Annotated in this window: 21 protein-coding genes; 6 read left to right on the top strand and 15 right to left on the bottom strand. The window is 38.5% G+C overall.

Annotated features, from left to right (window positions below; genetic code table 11):
* Positions 1–53: 53 nt before the first annotated feature.
* On the top strand, positions 54–473 hold the full coding sequence (locus EQG61_RS04940) for a nucleoside-diphosphate kinase (protein WP_129460800.1): 420 nt from the start codon (positions 54–56) through the stop codon (positions 471–473).
* 47 nt (positions 474–520) lie between these two features.
* On the opposite strand, the gene EQG61_RS04935 is transcribed toward EQG61_RS04940, so the two are convergent.
* Positions 521–2,014 carry a helix-turn-helix domain-containing protein gene (locus tag EQG61_RS04935; protein WP_235829026.1) on the bottom strand — a complete coding sequence of 498 codons (1,494 nt, stop codon included), beginning with the start codon at positions 2,012–2,014 and terminating at the stop codon, positions 521–523.
* Positions 2,015–2,140: 126 nt separating this feature from the next.
* Here EQG61_RS04935 and aceB point away from each other — a divergent pair, with 126 nt between their 5' ends.
* Both aceB and aceA read left to right on the top strand, forming a co-directional pair.
* Positions 2,141–3,724 carry a malate synthase A gene (gene aceB / locus EQG61_RS04930; protein ID WP_129460799.1) on the top strand — a complete coding sequence of 528 codons (1,584 nt, stop codon included), beginning with the start codon at positions 2,141–2,143 and terminating at the stop codon, positions 3,722–3,724.
* Between the two features lie 76 nt (positions 3,725–3,800).
* The gene (gene aceA / locus EQG61_RS04925; protein WP_129460798.1) at positions 3,801–5,078 is read left to right on the top strand and encodes an isocitrate lyase; all 1,278 of its coding nucleotides are present in this window, start codon (positions 3,801–3,803) and stop codon (positions 5,076–5,078) included.
* Between the two features lie 110 nt (positions 5,079–5,188).
* On the opposite strand, the gene EQG61_RS04920 is transcribed toward aceA, so the two are convergent.
* Together EQG61_RS04920 and EQG61_RS04915 are read right to left on the bottom strand one after the other, a co-directional pair.
* Complete coding sequence (locus tag EQG61_RS04920) at positions 5,189–5,485, bottom strand: DUF721 domain-containing protein (RefSeq protein ID WP_129460797.1); 297 nt, start codon at positions 5,483–5,485, stop codon at positions 5,189–5,191.
* The gene (locus EQG61_RS04915; protein WP_129460796.1) at positions 5,482–5,901 is read right to left on the bottom strand and encodes a lipocalin family protein; all 420 of its coding nucleotides are present in this window, start codon (positions 5,899–5,901) and stop codon (positions 5,482–5,484) included. The genes EQG61_RS04920 and EQG61_RS04915 overlap by 4 nt, the downstream gene beginning before the upstream one ends.
* Positions 5,902–6,000: 99 nt before the next feature.
* On the opposite strand from EQG61_RS04915, the gene EQG61_RS04910 reads away from it, so the two are divergent.
* The gene (locus EQG61_RS04910) at positions 6,001–7,089 is read left to right on the top strand and encodes a serine hydrolase domain-containing protein (RefSeq protein WP_129460795.1); all 1,089 of its coding nucleotides are present in this window, start codon (positions 6,001–6,003) and stop codon (positions 7,087–7,089) included.
* Between the two features lie 9 nt (positions 7,090–7,098).
* Here the strand turns inward: EQG61_RS04910 and EQG61_RS04905 are convergent, their stop codons facing one another.
* The 12 genes from EQG61_RS04905 to EQG61_RS04850 all read right to left on the bottom strand — a co-directional run bounded on the left by EQG61_RS04905 (position 7,099) and on the right by EQG61_RS04850 (position 16,245).
* The gene (locus tag EQG61_RS04905) at positions 7,099–7,290 is read right to left on the bottom strand and encodes a hypothetical protein (protein WP_129460794.1); all 192 of its coding nucleotides are present in this window, start codon (positions 7,288–7,290) and stop codon (positions 7,099–7,101) included.
* A 100-nt stretch (positions 7,291–7,390) separates the two neighbouring features.
* Positions 7,391–8,665: a hypothetical protein gene (locus EQG61_RS04900; protein ID WP_129460793.1), complete on the bottom strand. Its 1,275-nt coding sequence runs from the start codon at positions 8,663–8,665 to the stop codon at positions 7,391–7,393.
* A gap of 62 nt (positions 8,666–8,727) precedes the next feature.
* Entirely contained in the window at positions 8,728–9,681 is a 954-nt protein-coding gene (gene ftsY / locus EQG61_RS04895) for a signal recognition particle-docking protein FtsY (RefSeq protein ID WP_129460792.1), read from the bottom strand.
* Between the two features lie 100 nt (positions 9,682–9,781).
* Positions 9,782–9,934 carry a DUF4295 domain-containing protein gene (locus tag EQG61_RS04890; protein ID WP_129460791.1) on the bottom strand — a complete coding sequence of 51 codons (153 nt, stop codon included), beginning with the start codon at positions 9,932–9,934 and terminating at the stop codon, positions 9,782–9,784.
* A gap of 47 nt (positions 9,935–9,981) precedes the next feature.
* The gene (gene rpmG / locus EQG61_RS04885; RefSeq protein ID WP_073362761.1) at positions 9,982–10,164 is read right to left on the bottom strand and encodes a 50S ribosomal protein L33; all 183 of its coding nucleotides are present in this window, start codon (positions 10,162–10,164) and stop codon (positions 9,982–9,984) included.
* A gap of 26 nt (positions 10,165–10,190) precedes the next feature.
* On the bottom strand, positions 10,191–10,424 hold the full coding sequence (gene rpmB, locus EQG61_RS04880) for a 50S ribosomal protein L28 (protein WP_129460790.1): 234 nt from the start codon (positions 10,422–10,424) through the stop codon (positions 10,191–10,193).
* 74 nt (positions 10,425–10,498) lie between these two features.
* Positions 10,499–11,749 (bottom strand): CinA family nicotinamide mononucleotide deamidase-related protein, encoded by a 1,251-nt coding sequence (locus tag EQG61_RS04875; protein ID WP_129460789.1) that lies wholly within the window; start codon positions 11,747–11,749, stop codon positions 10,499–10,501.
* Positions 11,750–11,767: 18 nt separating this feature from the next.
* The gene (locus tag EQG61_RS04870; RefSeq protein ID WP_129460788.1) at positions 11,768–12,112 is read right to left on the bottom strand and encodes an Hpt domain-containing protein; all 345 of its coding nucleotides are present in this window, start codon (positions 12,110–12,112) and stop codon (positions 11,768–11,770) included.
* A gap of 29 nt (positions 12,113–12,141) precedes the next feature.
* The gene (locus EQG61_RS04865; protein ID WP_129460787.1) at positions 12,142–12,753 is read right to left on the bottom strand and encodes a fumarylacetoacetate hydrolase family protein; all 612 of its coding nucleotides are present in this window, start codon (positions 12,751–12,753) and stop codon (positions 12,142–12,144) included.
* 62 nt (positions 12,754–12,815) lie between these two features.
* Positions 12,816–13,589, bottom strand: coding sequence for a 3'-5' exonuclease (locus tag EQG61_RS04860; RefSeq protein WP_129460786.1), 774 nt, complete (start codon positions 13,587–13,589; stop codon positions 12,816–12,818).
* A 127-nt stretch (positions 13,590–13,716) separates the two neighbouring features.
* Positions 13,717–15,021 (bottom strand): dihydrolipoamide acetyltransferase family protein, encoded by a 1,305-nt coding sequence (locus EQG61_RS04855; protein ID WP_129460785.1) that lies wholly within the window; start codon positions 15,019–15,021, stop codon positions 13,717–13,719.
* Positions 15,022–15,105: 84 nt separating this feature from the next.
* Positions 15,106–16,245: a glycosyltransferase family 2 protein gene (locus EQG61_RS04850; RefSeq protein WP_129460784.1), complete on the bottom strand. Its 1,140-nt coding sequence runs from the start codon at positions 16,243–16,245 to the stop codon at positions 15,106–15,108.
* A 111-nt stretch (positions 16,246–16,356) separates the two neighbouring features.
* Between EQG61_RS04850 and EQG61_RS04845 the strand changes: the two genes are divergently transcribed.
* Both EQG61_RS04845 and EQG61_RS04840 read left to right on the top strand, forming a co-directional pair.
* Complete coding sequence (locus EQG61_RS04845) at positions 16,357–18,222, top strand: ABC-F family ATP-binding cassette domain-containing protein (RefSeq protein ID WP_129460783.1); 1,866 nt, start codon at positions 16,357–16,359, stop codon at positions 18,220–18,222.
* Positions 18,223–18,308: 86 nt separating this feature from the next.
* Positions 18,309–19,094, top strand: coding sequence for an O-methyltransferase (locus EQG61_RS04840; RefSeq protein WP_129460782.1), 786 nt, complete (start codon positions 18,309–18,311; stop codon positions 19,092–19,094).
* Positions 19,095–19,173: the final 79 nt, after the last annotated feature.

The raw sequence follows: 19,173 nt of genomic DNA, 5'->3' as shown, positions 1-19,173 counted from the left end.
CTAATCTGAATCAAAACACTACTTTTGCACCCGAAAAAATAATATTTTACACAATGTCAGGGAATAGAACTTTTACAATGATTAAACCGGATGCGGTTGAAAAAGGACACATCGGTGGTATTTTAAATATGATTGCTGAAGGTGGTTTCAGAATCGTATCCATGAAATTAACACAATTAACCGTTGCTGACGCGCAACAATTTTATGCGATTCACAAAGAAAGACCTTTCTTTGGAGAATTGGTAGAATTCATGACTCGCGGTCCAATCGTTGCTGCAATTTTAGAAAAAGAAAATGCAGTGGAAGATTTCAGAACATTAATCGGAGCTACCAATCCAGCTGATGCAGCGGAAGGTACTATCCGTAAAAAATATGCAACTTCTATTGGAGAAAATGCCGTTCACGGTTCTGACTCTGACGAAAATGCAGCGATTGAAGGTGCTTTCCACTTTGCAGGAAGAGAGCAATTCTAAACTAAGAAAACAATCAAAAAAAGCCGGTACATATGCACCGGCTTTTTTTATTTATACTTTTCAAACAAAGATTGAACTACTTGACCGGTTCGAGCATACCGTTCATCACGCTCAATTTTATAGGCGGGTGCTACCCGTTCTTCACACGCTTGAAGAGAACATGATTCACATGTGATTCCTACTGTACGCCTTACTAAGTGTTCGGATTTCAAAAACTTGATGGTTTGTACTGCCAAAGGAGAGACCATTATCCCTAAAGCGATACTTCGATAATAACCACTACGAAATGGATCTTTTGTAGCCGTTGACAATACTAAATATTCATTTTCGGTATGGGTATAGGATGAAATTTGAGCATCAGACAATTGGGTAAGTTCAGACTCAGGCAATACTTGTAAATTGCGTATAGAAACCCATCTGCGGCAATAGTGTTCATTATGTTCATTCCCATGGGGATCCAAGGAATTTGTAATATGCAATTCTTTGGTTAACTGTATCGCTCCTCGTTCAGGTTTATACCGAAAACGCAAAAAGAATAGGTTTTTTAAATTAAAATCATGTGGAAGTATATTCGTCAGGCGTTGATAAAAAGTCTCGGGTGAATCCGTAAAATTTGCCACCAAGGCTTCAAATGCATCCGCTTGAAAATGGGGTTGATTGAAAAAGGACTTCAGGGATTGTACTAATCGTTTCTTTGGAATCAATAAAGCCCCAGCAAAATAAGAGGCTACAAAGTTATTGAACACTTGATCAAACCGTTCAAACTGTATCCATGAAAAGGTATATAGCCGATCCGTGATTTGTAAATAATTGTATGCAATTTCTTTGGCATAAATGAACATACGCTGTGAAGTATCCGACTCGGAAGAAACCAATAAAGTTTTTGAACTTGGTACAAATACAGAACGCAATTTATCCAATTCCCGATGCTGTGTCAATTCTTCATTATTGATTGTATAACCATACTCTTCAATCAAAATTTCTTCCAAATCATTCACCTCTAATTTTTGATTTAGATCAATTGAATAGGCTTTTGCAAATTGTTCCACTTGCTGTTCATACACTTCAAAGTAATTATCATGAGCTTCCTGATAGGAACGAAGTGCGGCTAGAAAGAAACTTTCACGTGTGAGGTTGTAATTCTTGGCAATCTCAAACAAAGTGGTTATGAAAGCATTGACTTTCAAAGGAGCATCCGCTATAATATCAATCAAATCGCTTTCACGGATACCAAAAATATCCAAGGGAATCTCTTTTAAAATTTTGGATTGTAAAATTTCACCAATGGGAGCTAAGTTTTTATCCAATTTTAATGATACTAAATCATCATAATTGGTATCCAATGCTTCGGCTAATAAGAGAATTTTATCCCGTTTTGGATACTTTTTCCCTTTTTCAATTTCATTGAGATAGGATTTTGACAATCCTGTTTTTTTAGCTAATCCAAATAATGACAAATCTTTCTCATTCCTTATTTGTCGCATCTTCAACCCAAATATCAAACGAATATATTCTTCTTCTATCATTCTTACTGATTCCATTTAATTTTCAAATTTAATTTTTTTGCGGAAAATCACAAAAATAATTTTTTTTACATTTTTGCGAACGTTCGCTTGTTTTGTGTTTTTTAATTTTATAATATTGCTGTAAATTAAAAATCAGCTACCATGGAAACTGTAACTACAACTATTTCAATTCGAAAAGATGCCGAGCACTACGCTTCCCTTTTGACCCCCGAGGCACTTACTTTTCTTGAACAACTCCACCAAAAATTCAATACTTCTCGTAAAGTGCTATTAGAAAAAAGAAAGCAACAGCAATTGGAATTTGATCGAGGTGCTACACCAAAATTCCCAATAGAAACAAGTGCTATTCGAACAGGAACGTGGACAGCAGCTCCGATTCCCGAAAAATTACAAGACCGAAGAGTTGAAATTACAGGACCTGTTGATGCAAAAATGATTATTAATGCGTTAAATTCTGGTGCCTCCATGTTCATGGCTGACTTTGAGGACAGTTGTGCGCCTACTTGGAAAAACCTCATGGATGGACAACTCAACTTACACGCGGCCCTTCGTAAAACTTTACGCTTAGAAACCCCTACCAAAACCTACGAACTCGGTCCTAAAACTGCTACATTATTGGTTCGACCCCGAGGTTTACATCTGGAAGAGAAAAATCTTTATTATGGAGATGAGCGGCTATCGGCTTCTTTGGTCGATTTTGGATTATTTGTATTTCACAATGCACAATACGCCTACCAACACGAAGAAGGTCCTTTTTTTTATATCCCAAAATTGGAACATTACTTAGAAGCACGCTGGTGGAATGAAGTCTTCGTATTTGCTCAGCAATATTTAAAAATCCCAACGGGAACATTTAAAGCTACTGTTTTGATTGAAACCATAACAGCAAGTTTTCAACTGGATGAAATTATTTATGAATTACGGGATCATATTGCTGGATTAAATTGTGGTAGATGGGATTATATTTTTTCTTATATCAAAAAATTAAAAACACACGACCAATTTCTCGTCCCCGATCGTGATCAAGTGACCATGACAAGTCCGTTCATGCAAGCCTACGCGTTGCGAGTGATACAAGTTTGTCACAAACGCAATATCCTAGCAATTGGTGGTATGGCTGCTCAAATTCCAATTAAAAATGATGAAGATGCCAATACGATTGCCATTCAAAAAGTCATAACCGATAAGGAACGGGAAGTTCGAAATGGCCATGATGGAACATGGGTCGCACATCCAGGCTTGGTTGCCCCAGTGTTGAAAGTTTTTAATACCCATATGCCTACCAAAAACCACCTTCATATCAAACGAAATGAACTTCAAATTACAGAGGGAATGTTGGTTGAACTGCCTCAGGGAACCATCACCGAGAATGGAGTTCGCAAAAACATCCATGTCGGTATTTTGTATTTAGAATCTTGGCTAATGGGCACAGGTGCTGCAGCCTTATACCATTTGATGGAAGATGCGGCAACAGCAGAAATCTCTCGAGTTCAACTCTGGCATTGGCGCAATAAAGAAGTCGTATTGGAAAACAATGAAATATGCTCATCATCGTATTACCAAAAATTAGTGCAAGAAGAACTCGAAAAAATCAAAATCAGTATTGGAGATTCTCGCTATGAGTCGGGGCGATTTGAATTGGCTTCAGCACTCTTTTTCAAAATGATTACTGCAGACGATCTTGCAGAATTCTTAACCCTAGAAGCTTACGAATTTTTAGAATAAAAAAACCGGATGCGGCAACATCCGGTACACATTTTCAATAATAAATATGAATCACTATCAAAAACTTTTCAAAAGTATGAAAACATCTGAACGAATTCAAGCATTACAACACGATTGGTCAACAAATCCAAGATGGAATGGGATAGTACGACCCTACAGTGCTGAAAAAGTAGTAGAACTTCAAGGTTCCTATCAAATTGAATACAGTATTTCCCGCCGTGGTGCTGAGGTATTATGGCATAAATTAAACCATCAAAGTTGGGTAGCTGGTTTAGGCGCATTAACAGGCAACCAAGCAATACAAGAAGTGGAAGCCGGATTAGAAGCTATCTATTTGAGTGGCTGGCAAGTGGCTGCTGATGCCAATGTAGCTGGTGAAATGTACCCTGATCAATCACTTTACCCTGCAAACAGTGTTCCGTTGGTCGTAAAACGAATCAACAACGCACTTTTACGTGCAGATCAAATACAGTCCGTAAACAAAGTTAGCGAAAAGAAAGACTATTTAGTTCCGATAATTGCTGATGCAGAAGCTGGCTTTGGCGGTAATTTAAATGCTTTTGAACTGATGAAAAGCATGATTGAAGCTGGTGCTTCAGGGGTTCACTTTGAAGATCAATTGTCGTCGGCCAAAAAATGTGGGCACTTAGGAGGAAAGGTATTAGTCCCAACCCAAGAAGCGATCAACAAACTCATCGCAGCGCGTCTAGCAGCGGATACAATGGGCGTCCCAACATTAATTATCGCTCGCACTGATGCGGATGCAGCCAACTTATTAACTAGCGATATTGACGAACGTGACCAAAAATTCGTTACTGGGGAGCGCACTGCGGAAGGTTTTTACTATGTCAATGCCGGAATTGCACAAGGAATTGATCGCGGTTTATCGTATGCTCCCTATGCGGATTTAATTTGGTTAGAAACATCCACACCCGATTTGAATCAAGCCCGCCAATTTGCTGAAGCAATTCATGCCGAATTTCCAGGAAAATTACTGGCTTATAACTGCTCCCCGTCTTTTAATTGGGCGGCAAAATTATCCGTATCAGAAATGGAAACTTTCCGTGAAGATTTAGCAGCAATGGGATACAAATTCCAGTTTATCACCTTGGCAGGGTTCCATGCTTTAAATACATCAATGTTCGAATTGGCATTGGCGTATAAAAAAAGAGGTATGGCAGGGTATTCTGAGTTACAAGAACGCGAATTTGCATTACAAAAAGAAGGATTTAAAGCCGTTAAGCATCAAAATTTTGTAGGGACATCTTACTTTGATGCCGTTCAAGATACTGTCACTTTAGGTTTAGCGTCAACAGTTGCTATGAAAGACTCGACTGAAGTTGCACAATTCTAAGTTTTTTTAGTTTTAGTTTGTAAAGACGCTCCTTTTGCCGGGGGCGTTTTTCTTTATAAATAGCCCATTTTCAATTGGCGAAAAAAAGTTCAATTTAAATGGCTGTTCAATTAACGTAATATGAGTTCTTTGATTACTTCTTTTCCCAATTCTTCGTTTAACATCCCAATAATTTTGGATTTTCCATGACTCAATTCTTCACGCAAAACGGAAGAAGATAACGAGACATAAAGCGTAGTTCCTTTCAACTTTACTTCCCGCGTGTAGCTATTGACGCCATTCCCTAAAATTGTTCGCCAAACTTTCTCTGCATCCACACGCTCCAATCCAGCCTCTAATTTATTCGTTTGAATAAAAGCTTTTAAGACTTCCGAAATGGAGTTTTCATTGCTTTGACGTTTCATTATTTCTTTGAAAAGGGTTTAAATTTTTTATAATGGTACTCCAGTTCTGCTTGATTTTTAAGCACAAGTACCGAATCAGTTAGTTCAACCAATTCCTCTTTCCAAGTTCCATATGCTGTTTTGTAATTGAGGAACCAACTGCCATCATTTGCAGTAAGGGTAATTTGTTCTTGAAGATTATTTGTTCGAAAAGTACCATCTAATTGCGGCATCACCTTTTGTCGAAATCCTGATTTCCCATTAATTTCAATGTAATCGACGGTTGGATTTACTTTATAATCTTTGTCCTCTCCTTCTTTCATTTCCACTTTAGTAATTTCCCAATACCCATTCATTTTGGACAAATCAGTCTCGATTATAGCCCGCTTACAAGCTGAAAACAAAGCTATTAAGACAACAGAAAGTAAAACTTTTTTCATAGTAAAATAAAACCTAAAGGTACCGAAAATTCAGGATTAAAACCTACATTTGATTAAACCTTTTTTTAAATCGGTGGTCTTACCCAAAAACATAACCCTATGCAGTTCAAAACCTACCTTTTCGCATGTCTAGGCCTAATTGCCCTAACAAGCTGTTCTAAAGACGATTCCGCCAGTACTCCCTCTACTCCTGAAGAAACCATGTATTTCCCTCCCAGCGATGGCACGAATACTTGGGAAACAAAATCTATAGCTTCTTTAGGATGGAATCAAGCGGCTGTTCAACCGCTAGTCGATTATTTGACTCTAAAAAACACCAAATCGTTCATGATTTTAGTTAACGGTCGTATCGTAATGGAATACTATTTGAACGGACATACAGCTACTACTCCCTGGTATTGGGCGAGTGCGGGCAAAACATTAACAGCAATGACCTCTGGGATTGCTCAACAAGAAGGCTTAATTAATATCAATAATAAAGTATCCGATTATTTGGGAACGGGTTGGACAAGTATTCCATTAGCCAAAGAAAATTTAATTACCTGTAAAAATTTACTTTCGATGACTTCTGGATTGGATGATACTACTGGCGATGATGTGAGTCCGGGCAATCTACAATATGTAGCCGATGCCGGAACCCGTTGGGCCTATCACAATGTCTATGTAAAAATGCAAGATGTGGTTGCCGCAGCGAGTGGTCAAACGTGGTCTAGTTATTTTAACACCAAATTACGTGATCGCATTGGAATGACGGGAGGCGCTTGGATTGAAGATGGCAGTGGTTTAAGTGTATATTGGAGTACAACCCGCAATATGGCACGTTTTGGATTATTGTCTTTAAATAAAGGAAAATGGAACGGTACGCAAATCGTTAATGAAGCGTATTATAATGAAGCTACATCAACTTCTCAAAATCTAAATCAAGCGTATGGCTATTTGTGGTGGCTCAATGGAAAATCAACCTATCGATTGCCAGGTTTACAATTGCAGTTTAATGGCACTTTAATTCCGAATGGCCCTGCAGATATGTTTTGTGCCTTGGGTAAAAATGACCAAAAAATATATGTCATTCCGAGTAAAAAAATGGTTGTGATTCGGATGGGGGAAGTTTCAGACCCGAACAATCCAACCTTCGCATTGTCAGGATTTGACAATGAATTATGGGGAAAAATAAATGCGCTTTTTTAAGCGCATTTTTTATTTAAAAACAGTTTTATCAAAAAACCGAATCAAGCCTGAAATCAAAAAGAAAAAGGCAATAAGTTGAAGCCCCATCGCTAAATCTTCAAACTTAATCTCAACTAATTTTGAAAGTAAACCGATTCCAAAACTTATCAATATCAATACAAATGCTGGTGTAGTTTTATAGAAATCCCAAATTTTGCGCATGATGTGAAATTTAGAAATGTAAATATACATTATTTGAAAGATTATGAAATAAAAAAAGGCAACCTCTTGGACTGCCTTTTTTTTATTAAATTATGTTTTATTAAAATCCATAAATAAATGATAAGTAAAATGAAGTTACATCTACTTTAAAATTGGGCTGATTTCCATTTTCTACATAATTTCTTGGAAGTTGGAATTCGAATTCTATTCCGTATCGATTATTAAACATATACTGCAAACCAGTATTAAAAAATATTGCACTAGACTTTAGATCTATCACCGAATTAGTTTCAACTATTTGATAAGTAGGTGGATCAACAGTTATATAGCCTTTTCTTTGTTCTTTGACTGTAAAATCTCCACTCACTGTTTTTGAAAATGTAGCGCCTATACCTAAATTTAAACGATGCTTTTCAGTATTAAAAAGGGCATAACGAGCACCAACTGACAAATTTACCATGTTGATTTTACCTTTAAAAACACCATCATAACCATAGGTACTTAAAGTAACTGGTCGGCTATAGCTTCCTTCCAACTGTATGGAATTATAGTAAAGTTTACTATATATTTCATATCGCTTAAAATCGTAACCACTTCGATAAGCAATTTCTCCACCGATTAATAAATTACCTAGTGATGATTTATCTTGTGATGGTGAAAAATTAGCTCTTTCAAAATCTCCAATAGCTATCGCTGTACCTGCAAAAATGCGCTTTGAAAAAATTCCTGAATATTTTTTTTTATCAACCTTTGATTGCGATAAAGAATTATCTGCAATATTATATTTCGTAATCAATTTAACTAAATCATCTTCATCATACGCTAAGTCTTTAAACTTAGGCAATTCAGCTACATCTGTACTTAGCAAACGAAACAATTGTAATTGATAACTATTTACTGAACGTACACCCTCATCCGTAAAATAGCGTCGGTAAAGTAATAATTGAGGAGTTTCCTCAGTATTTCTTTTGGCGTAATAAAAAGTCACTTCATCAAATACACCTTTATAAAGCACTAAATTACCCTCAACCAAGACTTTCAATAAAGCTTGCTTACGATTTATTGATGGATTTGCTCCCAATATTTTTGTCTCGTCCTTTATTTGAGTTTGATCAGCATCAAATTCTACATTATGGCGCTCAAATTTATAATTGGCATTTATTCTAAAGGCTTGTACCTTCTCTATAGTAATGATTTGAATGGGATCGGATTCATTTGATTTAAAAAATATTTTCTCCGGACTATTGAAGTTATTGGAATCTTCAATAAAACCTTCGTGCTTAATCCCCGAATTATCTATATAATAACCAGGGGCAAATTTTTGTGCGTTTAAATGCACAGTATACAATAAAACTAAGGCTAATAACTTTCTCATGATATAAATAAATATTAATTAGGCTAAAAAATTAGGCAAAAAAAGGAAAACTGATTGTTATTTTATTTAAAAAAACTATCCACAAATTCGTATTTATTAAAGACTTGTAAATCCTCAATTCCCTCACCAACTCCGATGTATTTTACAGGAATTTGGAATTGATCCGAAATACCAATTACAACACCTCCTTTGGCCGTACCGTCTAGTTTGGTAACGGCTAAACAACTTACTTCAGTAGCAGCAGTAAATTGTTTGGCTTGTTCGAAAGCATTCTGTCCAGTCGATCCATCCAAAACTAATAACACATCGTGAGGCGCATCGCCTACCACTTTCTGCATTACTTTTTTCACTTTAGACAATTCGTTCATCAAACCCACTTTGTTGTGCAAACGACCTGCTGTATCGATAATCACAACATCGGCATTTTGAGCCACTGCTGATTGCAGGGTGTCAAATGCTACCGAAGCCGGATCAGAACCCATTTGCTGTTTTACAATTGGAACCCCTACTCGATCCGCCCAAATTTGTAATTGATCAATGGCAGCGGCTCTAAACGTATCCGCGGCACCCAGAACAACTTTATATCCAGCCTTCTTAAATTGGTAGGCTAATTTTCCAATCGTTGTTGTTTTACCCACTCCATTCACACCAACGACCATAATCACATAAGGTTTTGTGTTACTAGGAATCGTAAATTCGGTTTCTTCACCCGACTTGGTTTCTGAAAGTAAACCTGCAATTTCTTCACGTAGAATCTGATTTAACTCATCAGTTCCCATGTATTTATCTTCAGAAACACGGACTTCAATGCGTTCAATAATTTTCAAGGTGGTATTTACTCCTACATCGGAAGATACCAAAATCTCTTCTAAATTATCCAAAACCTCATCATCCACTTTGGATTTACCTGCGATGGCTTTGGTTAATTTGGATAAAAATGATGTTTTTGACTTCTCTAGTCCTTTATCTAAGGTTTCCTTTTTTTCAGAGGAAAATAATCGTTTGAAAAAACTCATCTGTTTCTACTAAAGTATGCTGTTTTGTTGGATACAAATATAAATAAAAAAGCTACTTTCAAGAGAAAGTAGCTTTGATATGTTTGTTGTGCACTTACAATTATTTCTTTTTCAAATACTCATCAACTTCTTCTGGAGTCATAATAGACTCTACAAAAGTATAAGCACCTGTTTTTGGAGATTTTACCATTTTAATGGCTTTTGTCAATCTCTTTGAAGCGGTTTGTAACGTTGCTACGGTTTTCTTTGCCATGATTCAAAAGGGTATTTTGAAATTTTTAAAACAATAAAAATCTCGTATTATTTAATTTCTTTGTGAACAGTCATTCTCTTCAAAATCGGATTGAATTTTTTCAATTCCATACGATCTGGAGTATTTTTCTTATTTTTCTTAGTGATATAACGTGAAGTACCTGGCATACCAGACTCTTTGTGCTCAGTACATTCTAAGATTACTTGGATTCTATTACCTTTCTTTGCCATTGTTCTTTATTTTTATAGGTTACAGATTAAATAAATCCGTTTGCTTTAGCATCTTTCAATACAGCAGCAATTCCTTTTTTATTGATTGTTTTAATCGTAGATGCAGCTACTCTCAAAGTAACCCATCTGTCTTCTTCAGCAAGGTAGAAACGTTTTTTAACCAAGTTCACAGAAAACTTTCTCTTCGTTTTGTTCATCGCGTGAGAAACATTGTTTCCTACCATCGCTCTCTTACCTGTAAGGTCACAAACTCTTGACATTATGCTTTTCTTTTATCGTTATTCAAAATCAGGGTGCAAAGAAACAAAAAAGAAACCTTATACACAAAAAAATATTATAGATTTTTTAAAATTTCTTTTTGCAGTATTTCCAGGGCTTTATTCACGGTTCGATCGATTACTTTTTCTCGAGGCTGCCCAAAATTAAACCCCTCAACCACAACATTTTCCGGCGTTGCCAATGCAATGAACACCGTACCCACTTCTGCATCCGAATCGCCTTTTGCAGGTCCGGCATTGCCCGTAGTCGCCAAAACATAGTCCGATTTTAATTGACGCTGTGCTCCTTTTGCCATAGCCATTGCTACTTCTGCACTCACCACACTGTGGGTTGCAATTAGTTGCGGATCGACACCTAAAAGATCCACTTTGGCTTCAGTAGCATAACTCACAACACTTCCTTTAAAATAGGCCGAAGATCCTGCCACCGAAGTAATTGTTTGCGCTATTTTACCGCCGGTACAACTCTCAGCCGTTGCCACCGTTTTACCCTTTTGCTTCAACAAACCACCAACAACTACTTCCAAAGTTTCGTCTTCATCATAGCCCACAATAATATCGCTTATAATCGCTGAAACCAATTCCACTTGGCGCTGAATTTCGCTTTCAAGTTGTTGCTGATCGGTACCACGTGCTGTTAAACGCAAACGAACGCGCCCGGGCGCTGGTAAATAGGCCAACTTGATAAAATCAGGCAAGGCATTTTCCCAAGCTTCAATACGCTCGGCCACCACACTTTCGCCTTGTCCGTAAGTCAATAATGTTTTATGGAGAATATAGGGGCGTTGATAGGTTGATACAATTTTTGGCAGTACTCCATGTTCCATGATGTATTTCATCTCATAAGGAACACCGGGCATGGAAATAAAAACGGTATTTTCTTTTTGAATCCACATGCCGGGAGCGGTACCCACTTGATTAAAGAGTACTTCGGCTTTGGAGGGCACTAAAGCTTGATCTTTGTTTATTTGTGAAGCGGGTCGCTTAAGTACATTTTCAATCAAAGCCACCACATGGGCTTCAACTTCGGCATTGCGAACAAAGGTATCTTCAAAATAATCACACAAGGTTTTTTTGGTGATATCGTCTTTTGTCGGACCCAAACCTCCCGTGAGAATGACAATGTCAAATTGATTTTGTAATTCCTGAAAAGTCTGCAGTATATGCTCGCGTTGATCACTAATTGAACGCATTTCATACGTTTGCACGCCAATACGATCCAGTGACTTGGCAATGTAAGCTGAATTGGTATCAATAATTTGACCAATTAGAATCTCATCTCCAATGGTAACAATGGCAGCTTTCATAATTAAATAGTAAGTGAATTATAAATCGAAATCTTTCTTGATTTCTTTAACCGCTTTTTCTACTTGGTCTTTGATGCTTTCAAAAGTAGCTTCAATCTCTTTGCGCTTCCCTTCAACTTTGGTCCACGCTTCTACCTGAAGAATTTCTTCATGCGCCATAGACATGCCTAATAAATCTAACGTAGGTTTTATTTTATGTGCGAAAGAGTAGGCTAATTTGTGATCTTTTGCTTTAATCCCTAAATCAATTTGTTGAAGATCTTGGGGAACTTCAGTCACAAACAACGTGATAATTTGCATTACAAATTCAGGATCATTGTCCGATAATGCGTAAACTTTTGCGAGGTTATAATTAATTGCCATTATTCGTAGTATTCGTATTTATTGCCTTTTTATTTTACTTGTATTCTAAATGTTTTTTTACCTTCTAAATAGCCCTCCAAAATATCATTGGGTTGGACTTTGGCTACGCCAGCCGGTGTTCCCGTAAATATTACATCCCCTTTTTTCAAAGTGAAATATTGTGATACATACGAAATTAATGCGTCTATGGTCCATAACATATGTGAGGTATTTCCCTTTTGAACCACTTCCCCATTGCGTTGCAACTCAAAGTTAATGTTTTCCATAGATTGAAAATCAGATTTCGGATAAAATTCACCAATAACCGCTGAACCGTCAAATGCTTTCGCTTTTTCCCAAGGTAAACCCTTTTTTTTGAGTTCGTCTTGCACATCACGTGCCGTAAAATCGATTCCCAATCCTATTTCGTCATAATAACTCGATGCAAATTTTTGATCGATGTATTTCCCTACTTTATTGATCTTCACCAACACCTCAACTTCGTGATGTACATCGTTGGTGAATTCAGGAATCACAAAAGGATGTTGTTTTAACAATATCGATGAATCGGGTTTTAAAAAAACCACAGGCGCATCCGGACGCTCGTTATGCAGCTCCGCAATGTGTTGGGTATAATTTCTACCGATACAAATGATTTTCATAATAACAGTTCTAAAATAAATTCCCTAAGTCAAAATTCACTTAAGACTTCCTTAATTTCGATTTATAATTTGGTATTTAACTTGCGTAACTTGATTCCTGTCAGTACTTTCTTCGTGTACAATGGAAATTCTGCCCCTTGAATCCAACCAAAATAGCCGGGTTCTTTGTCAAAAACTTCTTCTACTAAAGCGCCCTTGTGTTTTCCAAACGTGAAAATTTCTCTACCCTGATCATCCAAAGCGATAAAACCAGCGAAGTCAACCGCTTTTTTACGAGTTGTAAATTCCGATAACGCCTTCATATCATTGGGTAAATCCGGATAACGCTCCAGTTGCGCCTTCAAGATTTCATAAGTTGCCAAGGTATCTGCCTCGGCACTGTGAGCATTCTCCAACGTTTGATTGCAATAAAACTTGTAGGCCGCACTCAACGTTCGCTCTTCTTTTTTATGAAAAATAGTCTGCACATCCACCGACACCCGATTCTTCATGTCAAAATCAACCTCCGCACGCAATAGTTCTTCAGCCAATAAGGGAATATCAAAACGATCGGAATTGAATCCCGCCAAATCGGCATCTTTAATCATAGCATGAATTTGGGGTGCGAGTTCTTTAAAAGTGGGTTCGTGGGCAACTTTCTCATTGGAAATTCCATGCACGGCTGTAGCTTGTGCAGGAATCGGAATGGTAGGGTTTACCAACCAGGTCCGACTTTCTTTGTTCCCGTTAGGATATACTTTTACGATGGATATTTCTACTATGCGGTCTCTAGCCACATCGATTCCCGTTGTTTCTAAATCGAAAAAACAAATCGGACGGTTTAATTTTAATTCCATTCTCTAGTATTCAAGCGGACAAATATAAGGCATTGCATGTACCGTTCATCGATACCTTTATTTTTTTAAACATTTCCTATAAAAAAACCCTTTCCTAAAAGTGGAAAGGGTTGATTATGAAGTTGTACTAAATTTCTCTATTAAGATCCCAAGCTTCTAAATAATCCGCAACACGTTTTACAAAGCTTCCACCCAATGCACCATCGACTACACGGTGGTCATAACTGTGGGATAAAAACATCTTTTGACGGATTCCGATAAAGTCTCCTTCTGGTGTTTCAATAACCGCAGGCACTTTACGAATCGCACCTAGTGCCAAAATTCCCACTTGTGGCTGATTAATAATAGGTGTACCAAAAACGGAACCGAAAGTTCCCACATTTGTAACTGTATAGGTACCTCCTTGGGTATCGTCTGGTTTTAATTTACCGGCTTTTGCACGGTTTCCTAAATCATTTACCGCTTTGGCCATACCTACCAAGTTCAATTGATCGGCATTTTTAATTACGGGTACGATTAAGTTCCCATTCGGTAAAGCAGCGGCCATTCCCAAATTGATATTCTTCTTTTTCACGATATACTCCCCTTCTACGGAAATATTCATCATCGGGAAATCTTTCAACGCTTTGGCTACGGCTTCCATGAAAATTGGTGTAAAGGTCAATTTCTCGCCTTCACGCTTTTCAAATGCATTTTTCACTTTGTCGCGCCATTTCACGATGTTGGTTACATCCACTTCAATAAACGACTGCACATGTGCCGAAGTTTGCACGGATTCTACCATATATTTCGAAATCAACTTGCGCATGCGGTCCATTTCCACAATCTCATCCCCACCGTTAACCGAAACAGGAACAGCTTGTGCCGCTGGAGCTGGTGTTACTGGAGCTGCCACCGCTGGAGCTGGAGCTGCCACTGCAGCAACGGGTTGATTTCCTTTATTTTTAATATAATTTAAAATATCCTCTTTGGTCACACGTCCTTCTTTCCCCGAACCCGAGATGGTATCCAACTCAGCTACTGAAATTCCCTCTTCTTTGGCAATGTTTTTTACCAAAGGAGAATAAAATTTATCCGAACCTGAAAAATCGGCAGGTGCAGCCACTTCTTTGGCCACTTCAACGGTAGCAGCAACAGCAGCAACCACAGGAGCCGTTTCCGCTTTAGGTGCTTCAGCAGCAGGTGAGCCACCTTCGGTTTCAATAATAGCGATCGTCTGACCTACTTTTACCACATCGTTTACTTGAAAAAGGATTTCAGTCAACGTTCCCGAAACTTCACTCGGCACCTCGCTGTCTACTTTATCCGTAGCGATTTCCAAAACCGCTTCATCCGCAGCAATGGTATCGCCCACATTTTTCAACCAATTGGTAATAGTTGCTTCCGCAACACTTTCCCCCATTTTGGGTAATTTCAATTCAAACTTTGCCATATTATTAGTGTGACGTTGTGTTCTATAATTTGGATTGCAAAAATACTAATTCTTCCGAGCCTATATAATGAATTTCGTAATTTTTCATAAAAATTCGACACCTCCTACATCGTTTGCGTTATCGCTCCCGATGATTCCATCAAAGGGTGCAAGGTAATTGCGATACTGCACGCCTTCATTTTTGTGCTTTTGCATAAAGGCCAAAATGGATTGATACGTATAATAACGGGTATCAAAAATAACCCGGATAGTTCCTTTATTTTCGGGGATTCCTACTTCTAAATGGGTTTCATAGCGAACCGGAACAGCACTTTTTATTTCAAGTTTATCTTTTGTAAAAACAAGCACCGAATCAGGAGCCACCGAACGATTCTTCTGTTGTTTTGTTTTGAAAAGCGAAAACAAAAACGCTCCAACTTTCATCATAACATCAAAAAGGAAAGATCGGCGAAAATGCTTCTGGTAAAAAAACTGCATCGCTTCACGGAAACGCTTCATGTATTGACCATCGCGAACGGTACTCTCTCCTTTATAATGAACCACCGTAGTATCGTGGAAGTAATAATTGGTGCGACCCGACTTCAAACTCAGATAACTCAAGTCAATGTCGTCTGAGTACATAAAGCAATTTTCATCAAATCCGCCCAACTCCAAATACACTTCGCGAGGCATTACCATAAAAGCGCCTACCAATATATCCACAGGTCCCGATTCATTTTCGGTAAGATGTTCGGCGTAATATTTCGTAAATACGGGGATTTTTGGAAATGATTTATACAACCCAAAAATCTTCGTAAAAGCCACCCAAGGTGTGGGCACACCGCGTTTGGATTCGGGTAAAAAATGTCCCGTTCCATCAATCAACTTGCATCCTAAAATCCCTAAATTTGCTTCCAAATCGGGATGGGATGCCAAATGCGAAAAAATCTTGGTAAAGGTATCTTCGGCCACCACGGTATCGGGATTCAAAATGCACAGGTACTTTCCTTTGGCTTCGGCCACACCTATATTATTGCCTTTTGGAAAACCGTAATTCTCTAAATTGGCGATTAACTTGACCTCCGGAAAACGTTCCCGAACCATCGCACAACTGTCATCGGACGATGCATTATCGACTACAATGATTTCTGCTTCCAATCCCGCCGTAGCTTTTTGAACACTGTATAAACATTGTTCCAAAAAGTACCGCACCTTGTAGTTTAAAATGACGACGGAGAGTTGCATGCCACAAAGATACAGATTGCCCGTAATAATCAACCGCTGAAATAAAATTGGTGATTGCCCATCAATCCGTTACTTTTGTACCGCAAAATTGCCAACTAAAATCCTCGAATTTTGAATTACTTATCGGTAGAAAATATTGCCAAATCCTACGGTGAACGCACCCTTTTTGAAAACTTATCCTTTGGGATCAACAAAGACCAAAAGATTGCTTTTGTGGCCAAAAACGGAACAGGGAAAACGTCTTTACTCAAAATGATCACCGGTGAAGACACTCCAGATGCAGGCCAAATCGTGATGCGCAAAGACATCAAAATGGCGTTTTTGTCGCAAGAACCCAATTTGCAACCCGAACTCACCATCGAGGAAAGTATTTTCGCTAGCGATAACGATACGCTAAAAATCATCGAACAGTACGAAAAAGCGCTCGAAAACCCGGAAGACGAAGAAGCCTACCAAAAGGCTTTTGAAAACATGGAGCGGCATAATGCGTGGGACTTTGAAACACAATACAAACAGATTTTGTTCAAACTCAAACTCGACGATTTGAAATTGAAAGTCAAAAATCTATCGGGGGGACAAAAGAAACGCTTGGCACTCGCCATCATTTTGATTAACCGTCCCGATTTATTGATTTTGGACGAACCCACCAACCACTTGGATTTGGAAATGATCGAATGGTTGGAAAATTATTTTGCTAAAGAAAATATGACGCTGTTCATGGTGACGCACGACCGTTTCTTCTTGGAACGGGTGTGCAATGAAATCATCGAACTAGACAACGGCAAACTCTACCAATACAAAGGGAATTACTCCTATTATTTACAGAAAAAAGAAGAACGCATCGCCAGTGAAAATGCTTCGGTTGAAAAAGCAAAAAACCTTTTTGTCAAAGAATTGGATTGGATGCGCCGTCAACCCAAAGCCCGTACGACCAAGTCCAAATCGCGTATCGACGACTTTTATGTGATTAAAGAAAAAGCACATTCCCGTCGGAAGGAACACGTGATGGAACTGGAAATCAACATGGAACGCATGGGCAGCAAAGTGGTCGAATTACACAAAGTGTCCAAAAAGTTCCAAGATAAAATCATCATGGACGGTTTCGATTACACGTTTAATCGCGGCGAACGCATCGGAATTATTGGAAAAAATGGAACCGGCAAGTCGACCTTTTTAAATATTTTAACCCAAACACTGCAACCCGATGGCGGAAAAGTGGTGATTGGTGACACCATTAAAATTGGCTATTACACCCAAAGTGGTATCAACCCCAAACCGGAACAAAAAGTCATCGATATCATTAAAGAATACGGCGAATACATTCCGCTGACCAAAGGTCGGACCATCTCTGCTGGAGGCTTACTCGAACGCTTTTTATTTGACCGTAAAAAGCAACACGATTATGTAGAGAAATTAAGTGGGGGCGAACTCAAACGCTTGTATTTATGTACCGTGTTGATTCAGAACCCTAACTTTTTGATTCTGGACGAACCCACCAACGACTTGGACATTGTGACCTTGAATGTGTTGGAAAATTTCTTGTTGGATTATCCCGGCTGTCTATTGGTCGTTTCCCATGACCGCTATTTCATGGATAAAATTGTCGACCATTTATTTGTCTTCCGAGGACAAGGTGAAATTGAAGATTTTCCGGGCAACTACTCCGATTTTCGGGCTTATGAAGACAGTGCTGCTCCTGAGAAAGAGGAGAAAACAGACGGCAACACGGCCAAAAATTGGAAAGAAAAGCAAGTAAAACAAGGCTTGACCTTTAACGAACAAAAGGAATTCCAGAAAATTGAACGCGAAATCAAAGATTTAGAATACACCAAAAAACAAATCGAACAGCAATTCACTGAAGGTTCGCTCGCCCCTGACGCGATTGAATCCAAAGCATTGGAATTGCAAAAAATTATCAAATCCTTGGAAGAGAAAGAAGAACGCTGGTTTGAACTTTCTGCGAAGATGGAATCGTGAGCAGTTGGCAGTATACAGTAATCAGTAATCAGTAATCAGTAATCAGTATTCAGTGTGCAGTAATTGAAGAAAACAGTCGTAAAACTATGAACCAAATTTTAGCATACATCCAATTCTTATGGCACTCCAAAAACGAACATGGAGTCCATTCGCCGTTTGTATTTGATTTGGTGACCCAATGTTTTTATGATAAAAAAAAATACCCCGCGTATGAAAAACTCGCTAGCTACCGAAACCAACTTTTAAAAAACTCCAACACCATTGAAGTAACCGACTTCGGTGCGGGCTCGCGGGTGTTCAAAACCAATACGCGAGCGATAAATGCCATTGCGAAAAACGCAGGAATTTCGCCCAAAAGAGCACAATTGTTATTCCGACTCGCACAGTATTTTCAACCGGAATCGGTATTGGAAATTGGCACTTCCCTCGGACTAGCAACTGCAGCCCTGCATTTGGGGAAGTCCAACGCCCAATTGATTACCCTCGAAGGTTGCCCAAATACGCAACGTATCGCTCAATCTGAATTCCAAAAGTTGTTTCCCTCTTCCCATTCCATTGCGTGGATCACCATCGAATTTTCGGCTTACTTGAATGCCTTGGAAGCCACTACACAATTTGACTGTATTTACTTTGACGGTAACCATTCAAAAGCCGCCACCTTAGCGTATTTCGAACAGTTATTGCCCACAGCCACCAACGATTCCGTGTGGATTTTTGATGATATTCATTGGTCATCCGACATGGAAGAAGCTTGGGAAACCATTAAAAACCATCCCGCGGTAACTGTAACCATCGACACCTTTCAATGGGGATTGGTTTTCTTTCGCCACGAACAACAATTAGCCAAAGAACATTTTATCCTACGTACCTAAAATTTTAGGTTTCTTGTAACAAAATCCGGGCAACGATTACTTATCTTTCGACTTGCAATTAGGCATTTCAAAGAATACT

The sequence above is a fragment of the Flavobacterium stagni genome, from assembly GCF_004122105.1.
Taxonomy (GTDB): domain Bacteria; phylum Bacteroidota; class Bacteroidia; order Flavobacteriales; family Flavobacteriaceae; genus Flavobacterium; species Flavobacterium stagni.
Note: the sequence above shows the minus strand (reverse complement) of the source record. Positions and strands in the feature narration are given on the sequence as shown.